Raw genomic sequence first — 21,045 nt, 5'->3', positions numbered from 1 at the left:
GCGATAATTTGTGGACTTTCTTGTGAAGTTTTAAAGACTTGTACTACTTTTGGACGATTTTTAGTTCGCACTCCTTATTACGTCGAATGAATTATACACTTACGCAGATACCTGACCGCACCCCAAAGCCTCGTCAAAGCGGGCTGACTATGGTGATGGATAAAGGGTTAAGCCTGCGGGAGGTAGAGGATTTTTTATCTACCTCAGCCGACTACGCAGACATTATCAAGCTTGGCTGGGCAACGTCTTTTGTCACCCCAAACTTAAAAGAAAAGTTAGCAATTTACCGCGAAGCGGGTCTTCCTGTTTATTTCGGCGGAACATTATTTGAAGCATTCGTTGTACGTAATCAATTCGAGGATTATCGCAGATTATTAGACACGTATAGCATGGAATATGCTGAGGTTTCAGATGGATCAATTGATATGCCTCAGGATGAAAAATGCAACTACATCCGCCAATTAGCTACTCAGGTAACCGTACTTTCGGAAGTAGGTTCAAAAGATGAAGCTAAGATTATTCCCCCTTACAAGTGGATTCAGTTGATGAAAGCTGAGCTTCAGGCTGGTGCCTGGAAGGTAATTGGTGAAGCTCGGGAAGGTGGCACAGTAGGGTTGTTTCGGTCAAGCGGAGAAGTACGACAAGGCCTAGTTGAAGAAATTCTAACCCAGGTTCCTTTTGAAAGCATATTATGGGAAGCTCCACAGAAAGAACAACAGGTCTGGTTTGTTAAACTCCTTGGGGCTAATGTTAATCTCGGTAATATTGCTCCTCACGAAGTAATTCCTCTAGAAACCATTCGTTTAGGCCTAAGGGGAGACACTTTTACACATTTTTTGGGGAAATAAGTGTTAGTTGACTGGTTCTTACCAGTTTCTAATTAATAGAACACATACTTTCTGGCGGTTTATTTCCGACAGTGTAAACTATTGTTAACGGCTTCTTTTATGGACCTCCTTAAATCGTTGCTTGATTTCCTGCTCCACCTTGACCGTCATCTTGACATATGGGCAAACGATTATGGCGTATTACTCTATGCTATTCTATTCCTGATTGTCTTTACTGAAACAGGATTGATTGTCATGCCACTCTTACCCGGTGATTCGCTGCTTTTTGCAGCTGGCGCTTTAGCTGCTCGTCCAACAAATGAACTGAGCGTATGGGTAATTATACCTCTGCTTATTGTAGCGGCCTTATTAGGTGATAATGTCAACTATTTTGTTGGAAAGTTCTTGGGAACGAAGATCAAATCGCGGGAACGAATCCTGTTTTTCAAGCGAGAGTATATTTCTGAGACGGAAAAATTTTATGCCAAATATGGCGGTCGTACAGTCATCATCGCTCGTTTTATTCCGATCGTGCGTACTATAGCACCGTTTGTAGCTGGTGCCGGTAGTATGAATTATGGTACGTATATCAAATTCTGCATTATGGGCGCTGTATTGTGGGTCACTAGTATTTCGCTGTTGGGCTACTTCTTCGGTAATTTCCCGATTGTTCAGAAAAATTTCGAGTTAGTAGTTTTCGGTATTGTTGGTTTATCCGTGTTACCAATCGTATTTGAATTTATCAAGAAGCGATCAAATAAACCGGCTATCTAATCCAGCAATTACATTTCGAGAATGAATCAATCTAACGGGAAGCTTTATCTATCTAAGCTTCCCGTTATTATATTTCTTGCTTGTTTATGACTCGTTACGGTCTGATTGGGTATCCACTAACGCATTCGTTTTCTCAACGATATTTTTCCGGGAAGTTTACCCGTGAAGGTATTGCTGATAGTCGCTACGATTTATTTGAATTGCCTGCAATCGAAGACCTGCCAGTGATTTTCAGTACGCCAGGCCTGCGGGGGCTTAACGTAACAATTCCATACAAACAAGCCGTCTTACCTTATTTACACCGCTTGGATTCGTCAGCCGAAAAAATTGGCGCTGTTAACGTAATTAAAATTGAAGCTGATGGTTCCCGAACCGGTTATAATTCTGATTACTACGGTTTTCAACAATCGTTAATTGATTGGTTTTCTGAACTCAATCGTTCGCTAGACGGTGCTCAGGCACTCGTTCTGGGTACTGGGGGCGCATCAAAAGCCGTTACGGTAGCTCTTACGGATTTGAATGTCGAATACAAATACGTATCACGTACCAAAACAGATACGTCTTTCGCCTATAACGAACTGACCGATATTTTGTCAGATTATTCCTTGATTGTTAATTGTTCACCAGTGGGTACGTATCCGTATATTGACGAAGCCCCCTCTATTCCTTACGATCTGCTGACAGATCGCCATCTCCTGTATGATCTGGTCTATAATCCTGCCGAGACTAAATTCATGCAACTTGGTCGCAAACAGGGTGCCTATGTCAAAAACGGTTTAAGAATGCTTGAATTACAGGCCGATAAAGCATGGGAAATTTGGCAGCAGTAATTATTGGTCGGTATATAAACCGGGGGCTATAAACAGATTTCCTGCATTCGGTCTTCTTTCATCACAAATACATTGAAATCAACCTGACCACGAATGCCCTGTACCCAACCGTTTTGATTATGCTGCCAGAGATAAAGTTTATCGGCGTTATATCGACGCAAATGCTTTGTTGAGTAATCAGCGATCCAGAGCGGATATTCATCCAGATTTCCTTTAATGTAGCGTCGATACAGATTGCCATTCGTATAAATAATAGGCTGAATCTGGTAATAATCGCCCACTACTTTAAGCCACAACTTTAGCCCATTGACAATCGTTTCATCCGATTGGCCATTAGTCACCTCAAAATCGACAACGGGCGCAAAATCTCCTGTGCTTAAGTGAACATGTTTGATGAAGTTATTAGCCTGTTTAAGCGGATCGCGGGTAGGGTGGTAGAAATGATACGCTCCCCGACGCAAATCAGACTTTTTAGCTTCACGCCAGTTTTTATCAAAGTGCTTGTCGAACAACGTAGCACCTTCCGTTGCTTTAATAAATACAAATTGTAGCCGCACGCCGTCGGCTTCCATTTGCCGCACTTTAGACCAGTTGATTCGATCATTATGCCGTGATACGTCAATGCCGTGTATTGCGTACCGCATTGGTAAGTGAATTCCAAAAGCCTTCACAAACCGCCAGTTTAACTCCTCGGTTCCACGTGATCGAATAAGCCAAAAACCGATCAATAGAAGTAGAAATGCCGCAATCCATAAGCCATATCGCCGAAAAATGAATTTAGACAGAACGCGTAATTTCATACTGGATAGATTGCCCGCCCGAAATTACGGTATAACTTTCGAATATAAAGAATACAAAAAACCCCTTTGTGTACACAAAGGGGTTTTCCTATTGACTTATAAACTTATCCTTAGTCGTGCCCTTCCAGCTTAACTAATTTATTGTATAACCCCAGCAGCAGGAAAGGAGCTGCCCACTGGCCTACAAATAAACTTCGGTTACGCTCACCTGTTGCCTGCAAATACAGGGATACAGCCATTGAGCCTAATGATGCCCATAGAAATATATCAGAGGGCAATTTTGCTGTTTGTTCTTCAATAGCCGTAGCAACTGGGCCCTCACGGTGTTCTGGATTGTTGTCTTTATGTTTTGCCATAACGCTAAAGTTTATTTTGTAACGAAGCGTTAACTGGATGATGAATTATAAAGTTTGAAGTAATGAGGTAATAGTACTTTTTTGACTCTATCCCTTTGTACTTTTTCACTTTATCATTTCCAGTGTGGCATTTACTTATTTGTTGGGCTGGGGAGTTGTACGTAAGTAGGGCTTTACGAACGTAACGCCTTTCGGAAACTTGGCGTCCAACTGATCATTGGTAACCGCTGGTGTTACAATGACATCCTGACCCTCTTCCCAGTCGGCGGGAGTAGCCACCTGATAGTTTGCTGTCAATTGAAGCGAGTCAATCACCCGTAACAACTCATTAAAATTACGTCCTGTCGAAGCGGGGTAGGTCAGTGTCAGCTTAATTTTCTTATCGGGACCGATTACAAATACAGACCGTACCGTTGATTTTTCGCTGGCGTTTGGATGAATCATATCATACAGTTCAGCGATCTTACGATCAGGATCAGCAATGAGCGGAAAATTAACTTCTGAACCCGTTACGTCCTTAATATCTGGAGTCCAGCGGTTATGCGACTCCAGATCATCAACCGAAACGGCAATAACCTTTACGTTACGTTTCCCAAACTCGTCTTTTAGAAGAGCTGTTTTCCCTAATTCTGTAGTGCAAACAGGGGTAAAGTCAGCCGGATGCGAAAATAGCATTCCCCAGGAGTTACCTAACCATTCGTGAAAACGAATGTGACCCTGGGTTGTATCAGCCTCAAAATCGGGGGCGATGTCTCCTAAGCGAAGTGACATAATGAACGTGGTTTAGTTTACAAAATCTACCTAATAAATATAGTAACAAAGGAGTGTAAAACCGACTGACAGCCGGTTTTAGAGCAAACCTAAAAAATAGTTACGGAGTTCACAATGTTCTATCGAGATCGTTCAGATCAACTTATCCTCTACAGCCATTCTAACTAATTCAGCGGCATTACGTACCTGCAATCGACGCATCATGTTAGCCCGATGGTTATCAACCGTTCGAACGCTAAGCTGAAGTTTTTCGGCTATCTCACGGCTGCTCATGCCGTCGACCAGGAACTGAAGTATCTCCTTTTCTTTATTTGATAATTTCGACTGACGCTCGGTACGTCCATGACGACTTCCTTTTTTCAACTGCTGCATATAACCGCTCAGGATAATAGAAGCCACTGGCGAGCTATAATACTTTTCTCCTGCTGCAATCGTCCGAATGGCTTTTATCATTTCATCCGAGGAAGAATCCTTCAGAATATACCCATAAGCTCCTGCTTCAACCGATTTTAGAATGTAGTCTTCATTGTTATGCATGGACAGCATTAGCACACGCACGTTTTTGTACAACCGGCTAACGACCTGCGTAGTCTGAATTCCAGACATACCAGGCAGAGAAATATCCATTAATATCAATTCAGGCAGTTTATCTGGTTCGGACTGATGCACTTTTAGTTTATCGAGGGCTTCTTCGCCATCGTTGGCTTCGTCAATTATCTCTAAGCCATCTGCCTGTTCCAGCAAGAGTCGGATACCATCGCGAACGATAGAATGATCGTCCACTAACATTAGTTTAATAGGTGCCATGATGAGCAAACTGCGTCTGATAAGGTATTGTAACCTGAATTTTAGTTCCTTTTCCTAACGATGAATTGATTTTAAATTTCCCGTTTAGCAATTTAGTACGTTCCTGTATATTGTGTAGCCCCTGCGAGGGAGTACGCTTTTTCTTCGGCTCAACCATACTGCTACCGGATTCCTGTTTGGATTTCGTTAATCCAGAAGTTTGTTTCTTTCGGGAAATCTGGAATCCTTTTCCATCATCGCTTATCAGTAATTGCAACACGTTTCCGCGCTCTTTAAGTTCGATATGAATATGAGCTGGATCGGCATGTCTTATAGCATTACTGACTGCTTCCTGCGTAACGCGATACAGCATAATTTCAACATCTTTATCCAAACGGGGCATATCCGTTGAAAGATTCGTTTCGAACGTAACGTCTATCGTTTCAGTACGGTCTTGTTCAGCCAGCATTTTAAGAGCAGGTAATACGCCAAAATCACTTAACACGGTAGGCATTAAATTATTTGAAATAGTACGTGTTTCCTGGATTGTCTGCGTTACCAAACTCTTTAGCGTCTTCAGATTTTTTGGATAAAGAACCGTTCCATTTGTTTCAGAAGCTGCTTTTACCAACCCAGCCTCAAGTCCTTCGATTTGTAATTTAATGGCCGTAAGCATCTGGCCCAACCCATCATGCAATTCCCGCGAGAGTCGCTTACGCTCTTCCTCCTGACCAGCAATCAGATAAGAGGTTCGTAATTTCTGCTCATCAATTTGTTGCTGATACTGCAGCTTTGTTGCCTCAAAAAGCTTCTGACGGGTTTCTTTAAGGGATTTATTGGCACTCAGAAGTTTTATATTAGCCGCTGCCGTCTCACTTTCAGCCTCTACTAGTTGAGCAAAAGTCTGTTTTAGCTTTCGGGCAGCAGGCCGGAAGATCAACAAACCGATTGCTACCAACGTCATAGCGGTAATGAGGTAGAGGTAAAAGGATATGGTTTGTAATAGCGTTAATTTAGCTCTCACTTCACTATTGTATTCCCGTACGATTCCATCCATTTCTTCAAGAAATGGTTTTTCATTCGCCAGTAAGAGCTTAAGACTTGCCTGTACGTCGAGTTGCCTGATTTCATTAAACTGTTTTAACCGCATCAATCGGCGGGCGCTCTGGCGAAAAGCTTCAAACTCGGGGCGAATTCCCTCATACAATTGTTGAACGGTGTCTGAGTTTGGGATATGTATTTGGGGGTTATCGGCACGACCTTCGCGAACCATCAAATGATAGCGCTCAAAAACCGGAAATACTTGTCGCAGTTCGGCTACGTTCTGCGCGAAACTGGCCTGTTCATCAGGGTCTGATAACTGCAAAGCCTGCTTCACAATCTGCTGGCTCTGATGTCGTTGTAAAGCTGCATACCGAACAATCCACAACTCGTCCCGAACGGCACGTAATCGCCACTGAGTTACCCCCTGCCCCACTGTTAGCAGAACAGCCAGGATAATCAGCATCGTCATGTACAATCTGGTAAACCGAACGGGAATTACCGATGCGTCTTTTACGTTATCGTTGAGTATATCGGGCACGAGCAGTGTGATCGAGACAATATGAGTAATGTAAAAGTAATCTTTTTCGTAATTTTACCTTAATTTCACGTATCATTAAAGCCTTCCAACGTCATGACCCGTTTACTGATTGCTTTATTGCTTTTATCATTTGTAGCTCCAGCATTTCGGCCAGCGCTGCCCACAAATCCGGTTAAGCCAGCTATCACCGGTTCAGCAGTTGCCGAACCGGTAAAATTGTCGTGGGAGACGCTACGTGATGTTACATTCAAGAAAAAATGGTACGCCGAGGAATCGGTTTATATGCTCTATCCCACGTTTGGGCAAAACATTCAAAAACTGAATGGAAAACCAGTTGAACTGACAGGTTACGTACTTCCGGTTGATCTTGAATCAAATGTATACGTCCTTTCCGCCTTTCCGTACAGTGCCTGTTTCTTTTGTGGTGGTGCCGGTCCTGAATCGGTTGTATCGCTGAAGTTCAAAAAAGCAGATAAGAAGTTTAAGACTGATGAGCGTCGCACTTTTCGGGGAACGCTCAAATTAAATGCAGACAATATTTACGAACTGAATTATATCCTGGCTGATGCCGAGATGGTTGCGCAGTAAACTCATTCTGGGTTAATCACCAGGAAGACGTATCATAAAAAAACCGTGAATACATCGCGTATTCACGGTTTTTTTATGATACGTCATAATGTTCATATCTGTTATCTGGATTTTGTGATTATTGCTACGTTACGTTTACTTACCCTTCAATAGCATCCTTTCAGAGTACGGGATTAAAATAACAGCCGTTAAGTAATTATACCCGCCATTGTGAATCATATTGAACTCATGTATTTCACTTTTTTGTAAGATAGTACTTGTAAATGAAGGTAATAGGTACTGACAAAATCATTCTATCAGATTTAGTAGCCTAGTATAATTACCAGAATTTATATGGGTTTTATCAATTCACTTTAACCGTTTTACTCATGAAAGAATTACGTTGCAAAGATGTAGGCTTTGACTGTCCAGGTATTGTTAAAGGCGAAACTGAAGCCGAAGTACTACAATTAGCGGCTCAACATGCGCAAGACGTACACTACGTAACGATCACACCGGAGATGGCTGAACAGATCAAACCACTGATTCATGATGCGTAAACGATTAGGTTATGTCATGAATAGCCGACAGCATTTACTGACCTGTCTTTACGCTATTCTAATTTGTACAACAGCGCTTGCTCAGTCACCACGAGCCACTACCACAAACGAAAAAAAAATGAAATTTCTGGTACATATCACCTGTGGTCCCGAAAATGCGACAAAAGCCGCGCTGGCTTTTCTGGTAGCCAAAACAGCCCTCGATGAGGGACACAGCGTTTCGCTTTTTCTGGCGGGCGATGCTGTTACGTTGCTGAAGGATAGTGAGATGGATAAAGTCACTGGACTGGGTACCGGCAAACTCCGGGAGCATTATGAAGCGATTGCAAAGGCAGGTGGACGGTTCTATTTGTCGGGTATGTCATCGAAAGCACGTAACATAGCTGATTCCGATATTGCTGGCAAACCCGCCGAATTTGCCATGCCAATGGTACTGGTTCGTCTGGCTACCGATAGCGATCGAATGTTTACGTACTGATTCGCTAATTTATTTTGACTGGTCTTACAGCACACTAGCTCTTACATTTACAATCGCCGTTCAAGCAAAGATTTTCTCTTCGTATTGAACGGCGATTTAGCCTTCTATCATTGAATTACCGATTTTATTCTTAATTCTATTTCTCAATCCTTTACGGTAGGAATCAGCCTAATTTATCAGCCATAAACAAATCGGTTCGTACCATCTTATGGGCAGGTTTAGTTGCTGGTGTACTGGATGCTCTGGCCGCAATGGCCATATTTATGATCAGAGGGGTAAAAATCCTGCGGTGGTCTGGAATTACGTTGCCAGTGGTGCTTTTGGGAAAGACGCGCTAACTGGTGGAACCGACATGATCGTTTGGGGGCTTGCCTTTCATTTCATCGTAGCCCTATTGTGGAGTGCTTTCTTCTTCGCAATCTACCCGGCACTACGTCGGTTTGTCGCCAATCCGATTGGACTCGGTTTTTGTATGGGATAGTGATTTGGATAGTAATGAACAGATTGGTATTACTGCTCAGCAATACGGCTCCTCAAACATTTGATTGGTCCAAAGCCATCATTGGGACAAGCATTTTGATACTATGTGTAGGGCTGCCTATCACTCTGACCGTGAGCAAATATTACACCAATAATTGACTATTAATTTTTCACCTTCGCAGTAACGCTGATCGACGAGAGTCTAGTTTGAGGAAAATGAACAGCAGAATAGAAAATGACCAGAGCGAAGATCCTCCATAGCTAAAGAACGGCAGCGGAATGCCAATAACCGGCACTAGCCCAATAGTCATGCCGATATTAATCATTACGTGAAAGAAAATAATGCCAGCTACAGAATAGCCGTAGACCCGAGCGAATTTAGTCCGTTGTTTTTCAGCGAGAATAACAATGCGGGATATCAAAGCAAGAAATAGAGCAATAACGATTAGGCTTCCCAGAAAACCGTGTTCTTCACCAATGGTGCAGAAAATAAAATCGGTGCTTTGTTCGGGCACAAAATCAAATTTCGTCTGTGTACCCTCCAGAAACCCCTTGCCGTACAACCGCCCTGAGCCAATGGCAATCTTGGCCTGTGTTACGTTCCAGCCTACACCCAGCGGATCAATAGTTGGATCGACGAGTACTTTAATCCGGTTACGCTGGTGTTTTTGCAATACATCATTCACAAAAAAATCAACTCCAACTACCACAATCATCATCCCAACCCCGATTAGTCCCAGCATAATCAAATTTTGAGCCGTACGGTTATAGCGGGGCATAAGCAGAATAATTACTGCCAGTAACACAACGATTCCAGCAAAAATATAGAGCTTCGGAAAGATAAGAGCGAGAATAAACAGACCCACTACGGTTAGACCAACAGCCGGAATCCAGCCAGGCAGTCCTTCGCGGTAAAGCATGATTACGAACGAAGCAAAGACCAGCGTCGAGCCCGTTTCGTTGGAAGCCAGAATGAGGATACAGGGAAGAACAATTATTGCTCCGATGTAAAGTAAATCTTTTTGCTTCGTCAGGTTAACACCCGGTATATCAATGTACTTAGCCAGCGCCAATGCTGTTGCCATTTTGGCAAACTCGGCTGGCTGAAGCTGAAAGCCTCCAAACTTAAACCACGATCGCGACCCGTTGATATTGCTGCCTGCCACTAAAACCAGCAACAGCATAGCGATCATTACACCGTAGAAAACGAAAGCGAACGTATCAAAAAACGTATGGTTGACTACCAGAATACAGATAATCAGAATAACTGTAGTGCCAATCCACATCAATTGCTTGCCGGCATTAGTCGACAAATCGAATATACTAGTCTGGTCTTCAGGGCTATACACAGCGGCATAGACGTTAATCCAGCCAATTGAGACACAGGCGATGTAAAGCAACAGGGTAATCCAGTCAATTGGTTGCGCAAAAGGATCGTTACGGCGCGCCATTGTTAAAAGTTAATCGACAAATGAAGTTTATTTATCTGAGGAGGTTAGCAGCACAAACTGATTAACGCTGAATAGCCGTCATAAAAGGCCGCGGAGCCAGGGGTTTAGGCGTAGGAACGCTTACTGTATCCCGCCGACGGATCGTGTCTTTTTTCATTGGAACGGGCTTTTTATACGTCGGCACGCCACTCAAGGGCGGCAGATACGTAGCATTTCGCATTCTGTTGGCTAGATGTTTTGCCTCCGTACGACCTTTAACGTAGCGCTCTGCCACTAAAGCAGCAATTGGCGCTGCTACGTCGCCACCCCAGCCTGCGTTTTCAACGAAAACAGCCACAGCAATTTTAGGATCATTCATAGGCGCAAACCCTATAAAGATGGAATGGTCGTATTTGTGTCCGTATTTGGCGTTCTGCGACGTACCGGTTTTTCCGCACATATCCAGACCATACAAATTGGCTGATTTTGCACTACCACTAACAACCGCCCGACGCATACCGTCAATTACGGGAAGAAAATACTGGCGCTCAACCCCTGTTTCGTGTCGTTCCAGATACTCCTGAGGTACTTCGGCCCCTGCTTTGCCAAACCCTTTGACGTAATGAGGGGTAATGTACCAGCCACGATTAGCAATAGAAGCCGCCAGATTAACTAGTTTTAGAGGGCTTATGAGCAACTCCCCTTCGCCAATGCTAAGCGACGAAACGTAGGAGAATTTCCATCGATTTGCGCCCTTGTACATCCGGTCGTAGTACGGTACGTCAGGCAAGTTACCACGCAGTTCACTTGGCAGATCAACGCCAAGCCGCTGTCCAATTCCAAACTTCTCGACCCGCTCGTGCCACTTCGCCAACCCAATAGCCGATGCCTTAAATGTGTTCTTTTCCAGATTGTTATAAATCATCCGGCGAAACACCTGATAGAAATAGGGGTTACAGGAATTTCCGATAGCGCCCCGCAAATCATTACCGCCCCGACAGTGGCACCGCATTGGCGAACCGGCATGTCCGTATACCGTACCTGGAAACAACGTACCGTCCTGTTGCGCCACCAACGCCTGTATCAATTTGAACGTTGAGCCTGGCCGATAGCTAGCCATGATAGGCCGGTTGATGAGTGGTTTGTATGGATTTTTGACGAGTTCACGGTAATTTTTCGAGAACACACGGGTTGACAGTAAATTTGGATCAAAGGTTGGGGCCGATACAGATGCCAGAATCTCGCCCGTGGCAGGATCTACAGCCACAATAGCGCCCACTTTGTTCTGCATCAGGCTATCAGCAAACAATTGCAACCCCATATCGATGCCTGTAATAAGATTTTTACCCGCTACAGCCAACGTATCGAAAGCGCCATCTTTCCAGGAGCCTTTGTTAATTCCTCGTACGTCGTGCATCATGAATTTTACCCCCCGTCGCCCCCGCAGTTGCTCTTCATAGAAACTCTCTAGCCCCGTCTGACCAATATAGTCCCCCTGTCGATAGTAGGGGTACTCCTGCTCGTCAAGCTTCTTACGGCTGATTTCGCTAACGTACCCAAGCGAATTTGCCAGCGTTTTTCCCGGATAGCTACGAATAGAACTGATCTGTGCATCAAACCCCCGGTAATCTACCAGTGCATCCTGAATCCGGGCAAAATCCTCTTTTGACACTCGACGCAGGAAGAGCGATGGCTTCACCGACGAGTAGTTTTTTGCCAGCCCCATGATGCTGTCAAATTCAGATTTTGTCAGATTCATCAGGTTACAAAAAGCCAATGTGTCAGTGATCCTGACTTTTTTTGGGGTTACGTATAGATCATAAACCGGGGTATTGTCAACCAGCAGTTTATTGTTACGATCGTAAATCTGCCCTCGATAGGGCACTTCAATCACACGTTTGATTGAGTTCTTGGAAGCTCCCAAAGAATAGGTATCATCCAAGACCTGCAAATAGAACAACCGGGCCAGATAGAGCAGACCAACGATGCAGAAAACGCCGATAATGACCCACTTACGATTCTCTAACATGAGAACTTATTCTTACTAATTTCAAGCTACGTACTCTTTACAAAGTTACTTCAATAACGATGAAAGCGTATAGAATAATGAATTATGAATGATAAATGATCAGCGATAAGCGTATCATACAGTATCCTTCATTTATCATTCATAATTCATCATTAATTATTACCATCCTTTAGCAGATGTTCTGATTCGGCAGAGATACATATCGGCGGTAATGTAGAGCGTAGAACCATCGTCGCCCCAGGCGCAGTTGGCCGTAGAATTGCCTATGTTGATATGGCCCAGAAACTCACCCGAGGCCGTTAGTACCAGCACACCATTCGCTCCGGTAACCCATAAGTTGCCGGAGCGATCCACTTTCATTCCGTCGAAACCGCCCGAAAAATTGCGTTTCTTCATATCATCCGCCCCAAATACGCTACGTCCTCTTCCGACAGTACCATCTGCCTGGAGTGGGTACGCCATCAGGAGCGGGTTTTTCGGATCAGACTGTGCTACGTAAAGTGTTTTTTCGTCGGGAGAAAGCGCTATGCCATTAGGACGAGTCAGATTGTTAACTAATAGTGTTACTGCACCTCCAGCACCATTTTTCGATGGGGCAATCCGATAAACGCCGTATCCGTCTGTTTCGCGATTGGGGTCGTTTTCACCTTTACGCATTCCGTAGGGCGGGTCAGTAAAGTAATAGCTACCATCAGAATGAGCCACTACGTCGTTCGGACTGCAAAAACGTTTTCCCTGATAATTATCAGCCAGTGTCAGTTTACCACCACTACCGTCTAGCGGCATGGCTGTTACACGCTTATCTCCATGCTCACAGGCGATGAGCCGACCTTGTCCGTCAATTGTCAGGCCGTTAGAGCCAGGCTCTCCTCCATAAGGCCCGATGCCTGTATAGCCTGATGGCTTTAAAAATGGCTTGACACCTTCTTTTTCCGTCCATTGGAAAATGGTATTTTCCGGTACATCCGAAAAAAGGAGGTAGTTGCCTGCAACATCACCACGGTTTTTTACCCAAATTGGCCCTTCTGACCAATTGAATCCATTGGCAAGTACTTCAATTTTAGCATCTTTGGGAATAAGTTTATCAATACGTGGGTCGGCTCGTATAATTTGTCCAATGGTTGGATAATTCGGACTTTGAGCCATCGCTGACACACAGACAACTGCCAGCCAGCTGGCTAGTAAAAAAGGCTTAGTTTTCATGCTTGTTGGTTTAGTTAGGTAACGTAGCGAATTCTACCCGGTAATGTAGACAATATGATCTGCCACATGCGCGATTTCTGGTATTAACTTATTGAAAAATGTCGGATGACGCGCATAAACACTACTATTCGCCTGAAAATACATCCCACGAACTACGTATCATTACTTCATATGATATATATGTATAAACTATTTATGCAATCTTATATCTGCTTTTTTATATAATTTTCGAAATATTTTCATTTAAAATATATTTTTTTAAAAATATGTTAATAATATCGCGAAACTGAAATTAGCTTTTTGATTTTACTGTAGCCTAATTGACGCCAATTGGGTACTTTTGAACCGGCTACGAATCTGGCTAATTCGCATTACTACGTGTCTAACTATTATTTATGATGATTTTTTTCTGGTCTTATCCTCGAAAGGGGAAAAAGTCGAGCTTACTATGGCTCATCATTTTACTTACTTGTTTGCTCTCAGCTAAGAGCTCGCTTTTTGCCCAACTACCCTCTGGATTTTCAAAAAGTACTGTCCAGGAAAATTACACCAGCCCAGTCGGTCTTATTTTTTCCGGTGATGGAAACAGGTTTTTCGTATGGGAAAAGAGCGGAAAAGTCTGGGCATCAACCTGGAACGGCTCGTCTTATGTGCGTCAATCGACAGCCATGATTGATATTAGCGAAGAGGTTGGCGAATGGAATGATTTAGGACTTCATAGCATCTGCCTGGACCCTAACTTTCAGACCAACGGGTTTGTCTATCTGTTTTATGTAGTTGACCCTCACCACCTGCACTATTATGGTACGCCACAGTATAGTAGCACCACGAATATGTATCACCATGCTACAATCAGCCGGGTGACGCGCTACAAGGTGCAGACGTCTGGCAACAACATGGTGGCTGATTACGGTTCCAGAAAGGTGCTGATCGGCGAGTCGGTAACAACTGGCATCCCTGTCACTTTCGAGGCCCATGCTGGGGGTACCATATTATTTGGGCGCGATGGTACGTTGTTTGTAACCACTGGCGATGGCGCCCATCATGAGGGTGTCGATGTGGGTTCCCGTGCAGAAACCAACTACAAGGAGTCACTGCAGTACAAAATGATGCGCGATAATGAAAACGTAGGGGCATTGCGTGCGCAGATGGTCAATTCGATGTGTGGCAAAATACTACGTATTGACCCCAACACGGGCGATGGTTTGTCCAGCAATCCTTTTTATAAATCAGGAAATCCTCGTTCTGCCGAATCGCGCGTGTGGGCTTTAGGAATGCGTAATCCGTACCGAATTGGCCTGAAACCCAATACAGGTAGTGTAAACCCTAATGATGGCAATCCTGGTACGCTGCTGGTAGGCGACATTGGCTGGTTTAAATATGAAGATTTTCACGTTATTGATAAGCCTGGTCTAAACGCGGGCTGGCCACTTTACGAAGGTCTTGAAACAACAATAGCCTATTACGGCAACAATGTAAAAAATCTGGATGAACCCGGACAACCTACGTTTGAAAGCTTATGCGTACAACCTACATCGTTTGTCGATAATGCAGTTCCTACGTTACGTCGGTTTACGCACTCACGGCCTGCCCTGGATTACAACCACGGCCCTACGCCTTCAACAAGGGTTCCGGCATTTAGTGGCAGTACACCCATCGTGCGCGACATTGGTACAACAGGAGCTCCTTCGGGCACACCCTTTTCTGGTTATTGTATTGTTGGAGGCCCTTACTATACTGGAAGTCAGTTCCCTGACTCTTACAAGAACACGTACTTTATCGCCGATTATGGCCAGGGATGGATTAAAAACCTGGAGTTGCATGATGAAGGAGATCATATCGTCCATGAAGTTCGAAACTTCTCTTCCAATGATTTCGAACCAGGTATTCTGGATTTGAAAATGAACCCACGCGACGGTTCTATTTATTACGTCCGGATTCAGGGATCGGTATCCCGGATCAGTTATGGCGGTAATCAGCCGCCAGTGGCTAATGCGTCATCTAACGTAACATACGGAGGATCTCCTCTTACTGTTCAGTTTACAGGGTCAAATTCTGTCGATCCAGAGGGTTTCCAGCTTTCGTACCTGTGGAATTTTGGCGATGGAACAACCTCTACGTTAGCCAATCCAACTCATGTCTTTTCAGATCCAAGCATTAGGAAGTTTAACGTCACCCTTGTTGTTACGGATAATCAGGGACAGACATCACAGCCAAAAGAGATCGTTGTTTCGGTGAACAACACGCCACCGACTGCCCAGATCACTAACCCGGCCCCCGGTACGTTGTACACTATGAGCCAGCCAACAACCTATACGCTTCAGGCTAACGTAGTAGATAACGACCTTTCCAATCTGAAATACGAATGGCAGGTTTCTCTTCATCATAACACACATACACACCCTGAGCCGATTCTGACAAGTGCCAACCCGGTCATTACGATTTCGCCGGTGGGTTGCAGCCCTAACGAAACGTATTCGTATGTGATTACGCTGAAAGTGACTGATAATGGAGGGCTGACCGCCACGCATTCCGTTGTTTTATACCCCGACTGTAATTCAGCCAGTTCACTGGTGAGCAACGTAACGGCAACGCGCCAGGTCAATGCAGTTCAGGTAAGCTGGATCAACCCCAATGTAGCTTTCGACGAGATCCTGGTGGCCGCTAAAACAGGGAGTGTTTTCACCGATAAACCGACAGGTACGTCGTATACAGCTGATCCTAATTTCAATGGAAATGGCTCCGCTCTCGATGGCGGCAAGGTCGTTTATCGGGGTACAGGAACGAACGTAACAGTGACTAATCTAAACCCACTGTTTCAGTATTATTTCCGAGTTTATACACGCATAGGTAATACATGGAATGGTGGTGTTGAGGTCAACGCAATTCCCAACCTGCCTCCAGTAGCACCTACTATAGCTGCTCCATCAGGCATACCCGGTCAGTATTACAGCTATACGATTCCCGCCTTTACCGATCCAGAAGGGCAACCCCTGGTCTACTCTGTGGATGGTCTGCCAAACTGGCTGAATTTTGACACCAATAACCGGACACTAACCGGAATACCCACGCAGACAGCCAGTTATACACTCACTATATCAGCAAGAGACGTAGGTAACGTATCCACTTCTGTGCCAGTGATAATCAGCACCGGGCCGAACCAATCTCCTGTTGCTCCAAACGTGCCGACTCTTTCAGCACGTGTCAATCAGCCGTTTAGTTATACGGTTCCTGCTTTTACGGACCCGGAAGGAAAAAATCTTTCGTATTCCGTTACAGGACAGCCAGGCTGGCTAAACTTTAACACGGGATCACTTGTATTGAGCGGTACGCCAACGCAAGTGGGCAGTTATTCGTTGACGATTAGAGCCACAGATCCATCCGGTCTTAGCACGCCATTAACTTTAACGGTTAATGTTAATAATGGCGCCTTTGATCTGACGCCGGTCATCTTTGCCAGTCCTTCAACGGTTGTCGGCAACAAACCCTTTGTGATGGTAGTTGATATATATGAATTAAACGGAGTAGAGGTTCCGAGTCCAATTATGGTGCGTGTATCCAAAGATACTAAAGGTATCATGAGCTTTAGCCAAGGTGCTACGTCTGTAGGAGGCCGTCCTGTACAGAATAGTATGTGGAACTTTGATTCATCCGATCCCGATTATTTTACGTTAACATCCAAGCAGAAGATTTCGGCAGGCGGAGTACTTTCATTCGGTCTGGAAGGTATGCTTTCTCCAGGATCAACCACGGGTTCGTTGAGTTTCGTTGCCGTTGTTAATGGAGGTGTCGGAGAGGATGTGAAAAACAATAATGATAGCGAAAAAATCGAGTATTTCCAGCAATAGGTAGTTTCAGATTCGTTGTCAGTAAATGACGGGCAAGCCTGCTAGATACTGTTACAGAGCCACAGCTAAAACAAAAAGCCAGGTTTTGTGCAGATGTTTAGCAGGTTTGTTTTGTATGCCTCTCAACGATTCGCTTGTACTCCAAAGAATGCCTTTTCGATCCGACTGACCGATACGTACCGCCGTATGTTTCCCTTTTTTCGCTTATTTTTAGGTAAAATTTCCTTCAATCCCCAATCTAAATTGTTCATGAAAGATAAAAAACGGTCGACCGTGCCTTCGGCTGAAGAAGCGAATACGCGACGGCAGTTCCTCAAAACGCTTGGTATCGCTGGTACAGCTGCAGCTACTGCTCCAGCCGCATTGGCCGAAACAAGAAAGTCTCCCCTACCCCAGTATCTCGATCTGATTCGCAGCCACAGTAGCACCGCGGCAAACGATAAAATTCGGATCGCCCTCGTCGGTACGGGTGGCATGGGTATTGGTGATACGCAAACGGCACTCATGGTCGATGGTGTTGAAATGGTGGCTGCCTGCGACCTGTACGACGGTCGTTTACGCCGGGCCAAAGAACTTTGGGGGGATCAGTTACCAGTGACCAGAGATTATCGGGAAATTATTGAACGTACGGACGTTGACGCGATTATAAACGGAACAACTGACCATTGGCACGAAAAGATTTCGACCGATGCCATGCGGAAAGGCAAGCACGTGTATTGCGAAAAACCGATGGTTCAGAAGTTTGAAGATGGCCATAAACTGATAAAAGTTGCTAAAGATACGGGCAAAGTTTTCCAGGTCGGCAGTCAGTTTGCCAGCTCATTACTCATCGCCAAGGCCCGCGAGTTGATGAAAGCCGGCGATATAGGTGAACTCGTCTTTGCCGAAGCAATTTATGATCGTCATAGCGCTATGGGCGCCTGGCAATATTCGATCCCGCCCGATGCGTCTCCTCAAACTGTTGATTGGGATACATACCTGGGAACAGCACCTAAACGCCCCTGGGACCCGCTACGTTTTTTCCGCTGGAGAAATTACGTCGACTACGGAACCGGGATTGCGGGCGACCTTTACGTTCACCTGCTTACGTCGCTGCATAGCATAACGGGTTCTAAAGGGCCTACGCGAATTTATTCGACGGGCGGAACACGTTACTGGAAAGATGGCCGCGACGTACCCGATATTCAGTTGAGTATTTACGATTATCCGAAAACCGCCGAGCATCCCGAATTCAATCTGACAACCCGTTCCAACTTTGTCGATGGTGGCGGTGGTAATTATCTGGTGCGAATTGTAGGGACAGAAGGCGATTTATCACTGGGTTTTGATAGCCTGACGGTTCACCGTAATAAATTTCCGAAAGCACCGGGTATGTCGATCGACAATTTCCCGAAAGATCAAAAAGAGCTGTTCATTGCGGAGTACAACAAACTCTACCCACAAACGCCCGAACTGATTGGCCCGAAAGAGTTTAAATACACGTTCCCGAAAGAGTATAAGGGCGATCGGTACGAGCACTTTGCCAATTTCTTTAACTCAATACGTACCGGCGCACCCAATGTGGAAGACGCTACGTTCGGGCTACGCGCCTGTGGGCCCACGCAGTGCGGCAATATGAGTTATTATCAAAAGAAAGTGGTTGGCTGGGACCCGATCAACATGAAAATTCTGAACGCTACGTAGTCAGAGTAATTTCTATACTTACTAATAAGAAAAAGGCAGAACTCGATTCTTGTTCTGCCTTTTTCCTGAAAGTACTACGTATCATCTGCTTAGTAGCTCCCGCAGATCAGCAATCACCTGGCGGGTCTCGTCGATACGTGTTTTGAGACCTTTTTTATAGTACCATGCCCGAAACTCAGGGTTATCGTGATGCGTGTTCAATTCCTGCTCTAGTTCCTGAAGATACGTTTCACACTGCGTCAAATAGTTTCCGGCCGTTTCGGGGTTATGGAAACCTCCTCCCTCGATTGTTACGTATACAGGCGTTGTATGAGCCGCCTGAGATGCCCCCCCGTAGCATCGGGCTGCAATCCATATACCGTGTTGCATGTCTTTCATTTCCAGCTTAATCGACAAACGCCCTATCGACTGACCGCTTTCGTTTTTTGTTACACGGCCGATTACACGCCCATGCGCAATCAGTTCAAGGGATTCGAGCGGAAGCTGCTTCGGATGGCCATAGGCCTCGGCAGTAACCGTTACGTTATCGCCTTTTTGCAGTGAAAGTTTATCGCCGGGCAGCGCCCTGTTAACGCTCAGTTCGAGAATGGGTCCGGTTGTTACGAAGGTGTGCCCAGCCGCGACTCCTGCCTGCCAGGACGCGTGGCTAAAAGGCCCATTAACATACGTATAAAAACGAGCGTTCCCAATTCGAGCTGAATTTTCTGGCGGACCGTGATCATGGTCGTGCCCGCACCACGGAAAATCTGATCAGGACGTTGCTGTGAGTGGAAAACCTAAATCAAGCATCCGGTAATAATGCTCAGTACGTAACGGCTGCGATGACACACAGTATTGAAGAATTTCGAGGACATCAACTTTTTTTCGCAGTCCATCGAGCGTCAGGCCCCGGTAGCCGTGAAATGACTCGGCCTGATGAGCGTAACCGGTAAGGCCTCCTCGTTTATGCAATTCATCGAATACTTTATCGTAGTAATAATAATTCTGACCGTAACGTACTGAACCTGTCGCCCCAAACCCTAGTGCATGGCCAAGTTCAGGCGTTCGCGGATCTTCCTGACCGGGAGTCAGTAAATAATTGCCTTGTCTATAGATTCCTTTCTCACCAAAAGCATACTGCGGATAATATGTTTCCCAGAAGTCGCCCATCTTCAGTAGCACGCCCACGTTAATATCTTCGGCCTGCGTCCAGGCGAGTAATGGCTTGTTTTCCGTTGGGGAGCGTCGTATGTGAATATGCCCATCCGCCGAATACCACTTTCGTTCCGCCATATTAATCCAGCGTGCCATTCGGTACGTCTGCCGGAATAACTGTCCGGGTTTGATCACGAGCTTGTGCGCCTGACGCAGATATTCGTTGCCTTTTGATAAGTCTAGTTGATACGTACCCGGCGACAACGTTAGATTAAACGCTCCTGATACGTAGAACGAACTATCCGGCTGGAAGGCGTAGCCATCGGCATGATCCCATAAGCCATACATAACGGCTGCGGCCTCATGCGGAACGTCCGGTACAGGTTTGCTGGCTCGGGTAAGACGTACACGCACTGGTGTTGGCTTGCCCGTGGTAGCATCCAGCACCTGAATACGTAAATGACCGGGAGATTGAGCTTTTCCCCTAATGAACGTAGTGCCAGAAAGCAGCACCGTACTTAAGAAGAAATAAAATAGACGTCGGATCATCAGCCTGGAATTCGTACAACAAACGGTTAGTTCACGTTCAAATTTGCCCGTCCTATTCCTGCAAGACCATTAGTTGTTACACCCTCCATCCGTAAACGAACAACAGTTTTTGAGTCAGATGTAAAGAACGATACGGTTGCTTTTCCATCTATTCCAGTTTGAATCATCGGTGCCCAGAACAACGTAGTACGATAGTCAGGACGTACGTGTTCGGGCTTTTTTACGTCATAGCGCGGAGCATAGAACTCACGAACAGGTAAGTAACCGGGCAACTTAGCCAGTAGCGTACCTGGAGTCGCGTGTTTTTCAAAAAAAAAATTAGGGTTTACGCGGTTTGGAAGAATTTTAAATACCCCCC

17 protein-coding genes and 2 pseudogenes are annotated in these 21,045 nt (G+C 45.2%); 9 read left to right on the top strand and 10 right to left on the bottom strand.

Features of this window, described 5'->3' with window-relative positions; all coding sequences use genetic code 11:
- The first annotated feature begins 86 nt into the window (after window positions 1-86).
- The 3 genes from ACOJS8_RS23015 to ACOJS8_RS23005 all read left to right on the top strand — a co-directional run bounded on the left by ACOJS8_RS23015 (window position 87) and on the right by ACOJS8_RS23005 (window position 2,431).
- A complete protein-coding gene (locus ACOJS8_RS23015) occupies window positions 87-848 on the top strand; it encodes a phosphosulfolactate synthase (RefSeq protein WP_420150905.1) in 762 nt (253 codons plus the stop codon).
- A gap of 99 nt (window positions 849-947) precedes the next feature.
- Window positions 948-1,601 carry a DedA family protein gene (locus tag ACOJS8_RS23010; RefSeq protein ID WP_420150904.1) on the top strand — a complete coding sequence of 218 codons (654 nt, stop codon included), beginning with the start codon at window positions 948-950 and terminating at the stop codon, window positions 1,599-1,601.
- 86 nt (window positions 1,602-1,687) lie between these two features.
- Window positions 1,688-2,431 carry a shikimate dehydrogenase family protein gene (locus ACOJS8_RS23005; protein WP_420150903.1) on the top strand — a complete coding sequence of 248 codons (744 nt, stop codon included), beginning with the start codon at window positions 1,688-1,690 and terminating at the stop codon, window positions 2,429-2,431.
- Window positions 2,432-2,457: 26 nt separating this feature from the next.
- Here the strand turns inward: ACOJS8_RS23005 and ACOJS8_RS23000 are convergent, their stop codons facing one another.
- The 5 genes from ACOJS8_RS23000 to ACOJS8_RS22980 all read right to left on the bottom strand — a co-directional run bounded on the left by ACOJS8_RS23000 (window position 2,458) and on the right by ACOJS8_RS22980 (window position 6,726).
- Window positions 2,458-3,231 (bottom strand): glycoside hydrolase family 25 protein, encoded by a 774-nt coding sequence (locus ACOJS8_RS23000; RefSeq protein WP_420150902.1) that lies wholly within the window; start codon window positions 3,229-3,231, stop codon window positions 2,458-2,460.
- Between the two features lie 110 nt (window positions 3,232-3,341).
- The gene (locus ACOJS8_RS22995) at window positions 3,342-3,587 is read right to left on the bottom strand and encodes a hypothetical protein (protein ID WP_420150901.1); all 246 of its coding nucleotides are present in this window, start codon (window positions 3,585-3,587) and stop codon (window positions 3,342-3,344) included.
- Between the two features lie 135 nt (window positions 3,588-3,722).
- On the bottom strand, window positions 3,723-4,358 hold the full coding sequence (locus ACOJS8_RS22990; protein ID WP_420150900.1) for a peroxiredoxin: 636 nt from the start codon (window positions 4,356-4,358) through the stop codon (window positions 3,723-3,725).
- Window positions 4,359-4,490: 132 nt separating this feature from the next.
- Window positions 4,491-5,147: a response regulator gene (locus ACOJS8_RS22985; RefSeq protein WP_420150910.1), complete on the bottom strand. Its 657-nt coding sequence runs from the start codon at window positions 5,145-5,147 to the stop codon at window positions 4,491-4,493.
- Window positions 5,148-5,151: 4 nt separating this feature from the next.
- Window positions 5,152-6,726: a sensor histidine kinase gene (locus ACOJS8_RS22980; RefSeq protein WP_420150899.1), complete on the bottom strand. Its 1,575-nt coding sequence runs from the start codon at window positions 6,724-6,726 to the stop codon at window positions 5,152-5,154.
- A gap of 93 nt (window positions 6,727-6,819) precedes the next feature.
- Here ACOJS8_RS22980 and ACOJS8_RS22975 point away from each other — a divergent pair, with 93 nt between their 5' ends.
- The 4 genes from ACOJS8_RS22975 (at window position 6,820) to ACOJS8_RS22960 (ending at window position 8,812) form a co-directional block, all read left to right on the top strand.
- Window positions 6,820-7,314, top strand: a complete 495-nt coding sequence (locus tag ACOJS8_RS22975; RefSeq protein WP_420150898.1) for a DUF3299 domain-containing protein — start codon at window positions 6,820-6,822, stop codon at window positions 7,312-7,314.
- Window positions 7,315-7,682: 368 nt separating this feature from the next.
- Window positions 7,683-7,853 (top strand): DUF1059 domain-containing protein, encoded by a 171-nt coding sequence (locus ACOJS8_RS22970; protein ID WP_420150897.1) that lies wholly within the window; start codon window positions 7,683-7,685, stop codon window positions 7,851-7,853.
- Between the two features lie 118 nt (window positions 7,854-7,971).
- The gene (locus tag ACOJS8_RS22965) at window positions 7,972-8,331 is read left to right on the top strand and encodes a DsrE family protein (RefSeq protein ID WP_420150896.1); all 360 of its coding nucleotides are present in this window, start codon (window positions 7,972-7,974) and stop codon (window positions 8,329-8,331) included.
- Between the two features lie 208 nt (window positions 8,332-8,539).
- Window positions 8,540-8,812: a hypothetical protein gene (locus ACOJS8_RS22960; protein WP_420150895.1), complete on the top strand. Its 273-nt coding sequence runs from the start codon at window positions 8,540-8,542 to the stop codon at window positions 8,810-8,812.
- A 169-nt stretch (window positions 8,813-8,981) separates the two neighbouring features.
- On the opposite strand, the gene rodA is transcribed toward ACOJS8_RS22960, so the two are convergent.
- The 3 genes from rodA to ACOJS8_RS22945 all read right to left on the bottom strand — a co-directional run bounded on the left by rodA (window position 8,982) and on the right by ACOJS8_RS22945 (window position 13,473).
- Window positions 8,982-10,262, bottom strand: a complete 1,281-nt coding sequence (gene rodA, locus ACOJS8_RS22955) for a rod shape-determining protein RodA (protein ID WP_420150894.1) — start codon at window positions 10,260-10,262, stop codon at window positions 8,982-8,984.
- 61 nt (window positions 10,263-10,323) lie between these two features.
- Window positions 10,324-12,270 (bottom strand): penicillin-binding transpeptidase domain-containing protein, encoded by a 1,947-nt coding sequence (locus ACOJS8_RS22950; RefSeq protein ID WP_420150893.1) that lies wholly within the window; start codon window positions 12,268-12,270, stop codon window positions 10,324-10,326.
- Between the two features lie 159 nt (window positions 12,271-12,429).
- Window positions 12,430-13,473: an SMP-30/gluconolactonase/LRE family protein gene (locus ACOJS8_RS22945; protein WP_420150892.1), complete on the bottom strand. Its 1,044-nt coding sequence runs from the start codon at window positions 13,471-13,473 to the stop codon at window positions 12,430-12,432.
- Window positions 13,474-13,868: 395 nt separating this feature from the next.
- Between ACOJS8_RS22945 and ACOJS8_RS22940 the strand changes: the two genes are divergently transcribed.
- Both ACOJS8_RS22940 and ACOJS8_RS22935 read left to right on the top strand, forming a co-directional pair.
- Window positions 13,869-17,321: a putative Ig domain-containing protein gene (locus ACOJS8_RS22940; protein ID WP_420150891.1), complete on the top strand. Its 3,453-nt coding sequence runs from the start codon at window positions 13,869-13,871 to the stop codon at window positions 17,319-17,321.
- A 249-nt stretch (window positions 17,322-17,570) separates the two neighbouring features.
- Window positions 17,571-19,004 (top strand): Gfo/Idh/MocA family protein, encoded by a 1,434-nt coding sequence (locus ACOJS8_RS22935; protein WP_420150890.1) that lies wholly within the window; start codon window positions 17,571-17,573, stop codon window positions 19,002-19,004.
- Between the two features lie 81 nt (window positions 19,005-19,085).
- Here ACOJS8_RS22935 and ACOJS8_RS22930 read toward each other — a convergent pair.
- A pseudogene (locus ACOJS8_RS22930) lies at window positions 19,086-20,276 on the bottom strand (CehA/McbA family metallohydrolase).
- Window positions 20,277-20,713: 437 nt separating this feature from the next.
- Window positions 20,714-21,045: pseudogene (locus ACOJS8_RS22925) on the bottom strand (TonB-dependent receptor); the annotation flags it as partial.

Source organism: Spirosoma sp., assembly GCF_048594605.1.
In the GTDB taxonomy this organism is placed as follows: Bacteria; Bacteroidota; Bacteroidia; order Cytophagales; family Spirosomataceae; genus Spirosoma.
Note: the sequence above shows the minus strand (reverse complement) of the source record. Positions and strands in the feature narration are given on the sequence as shown.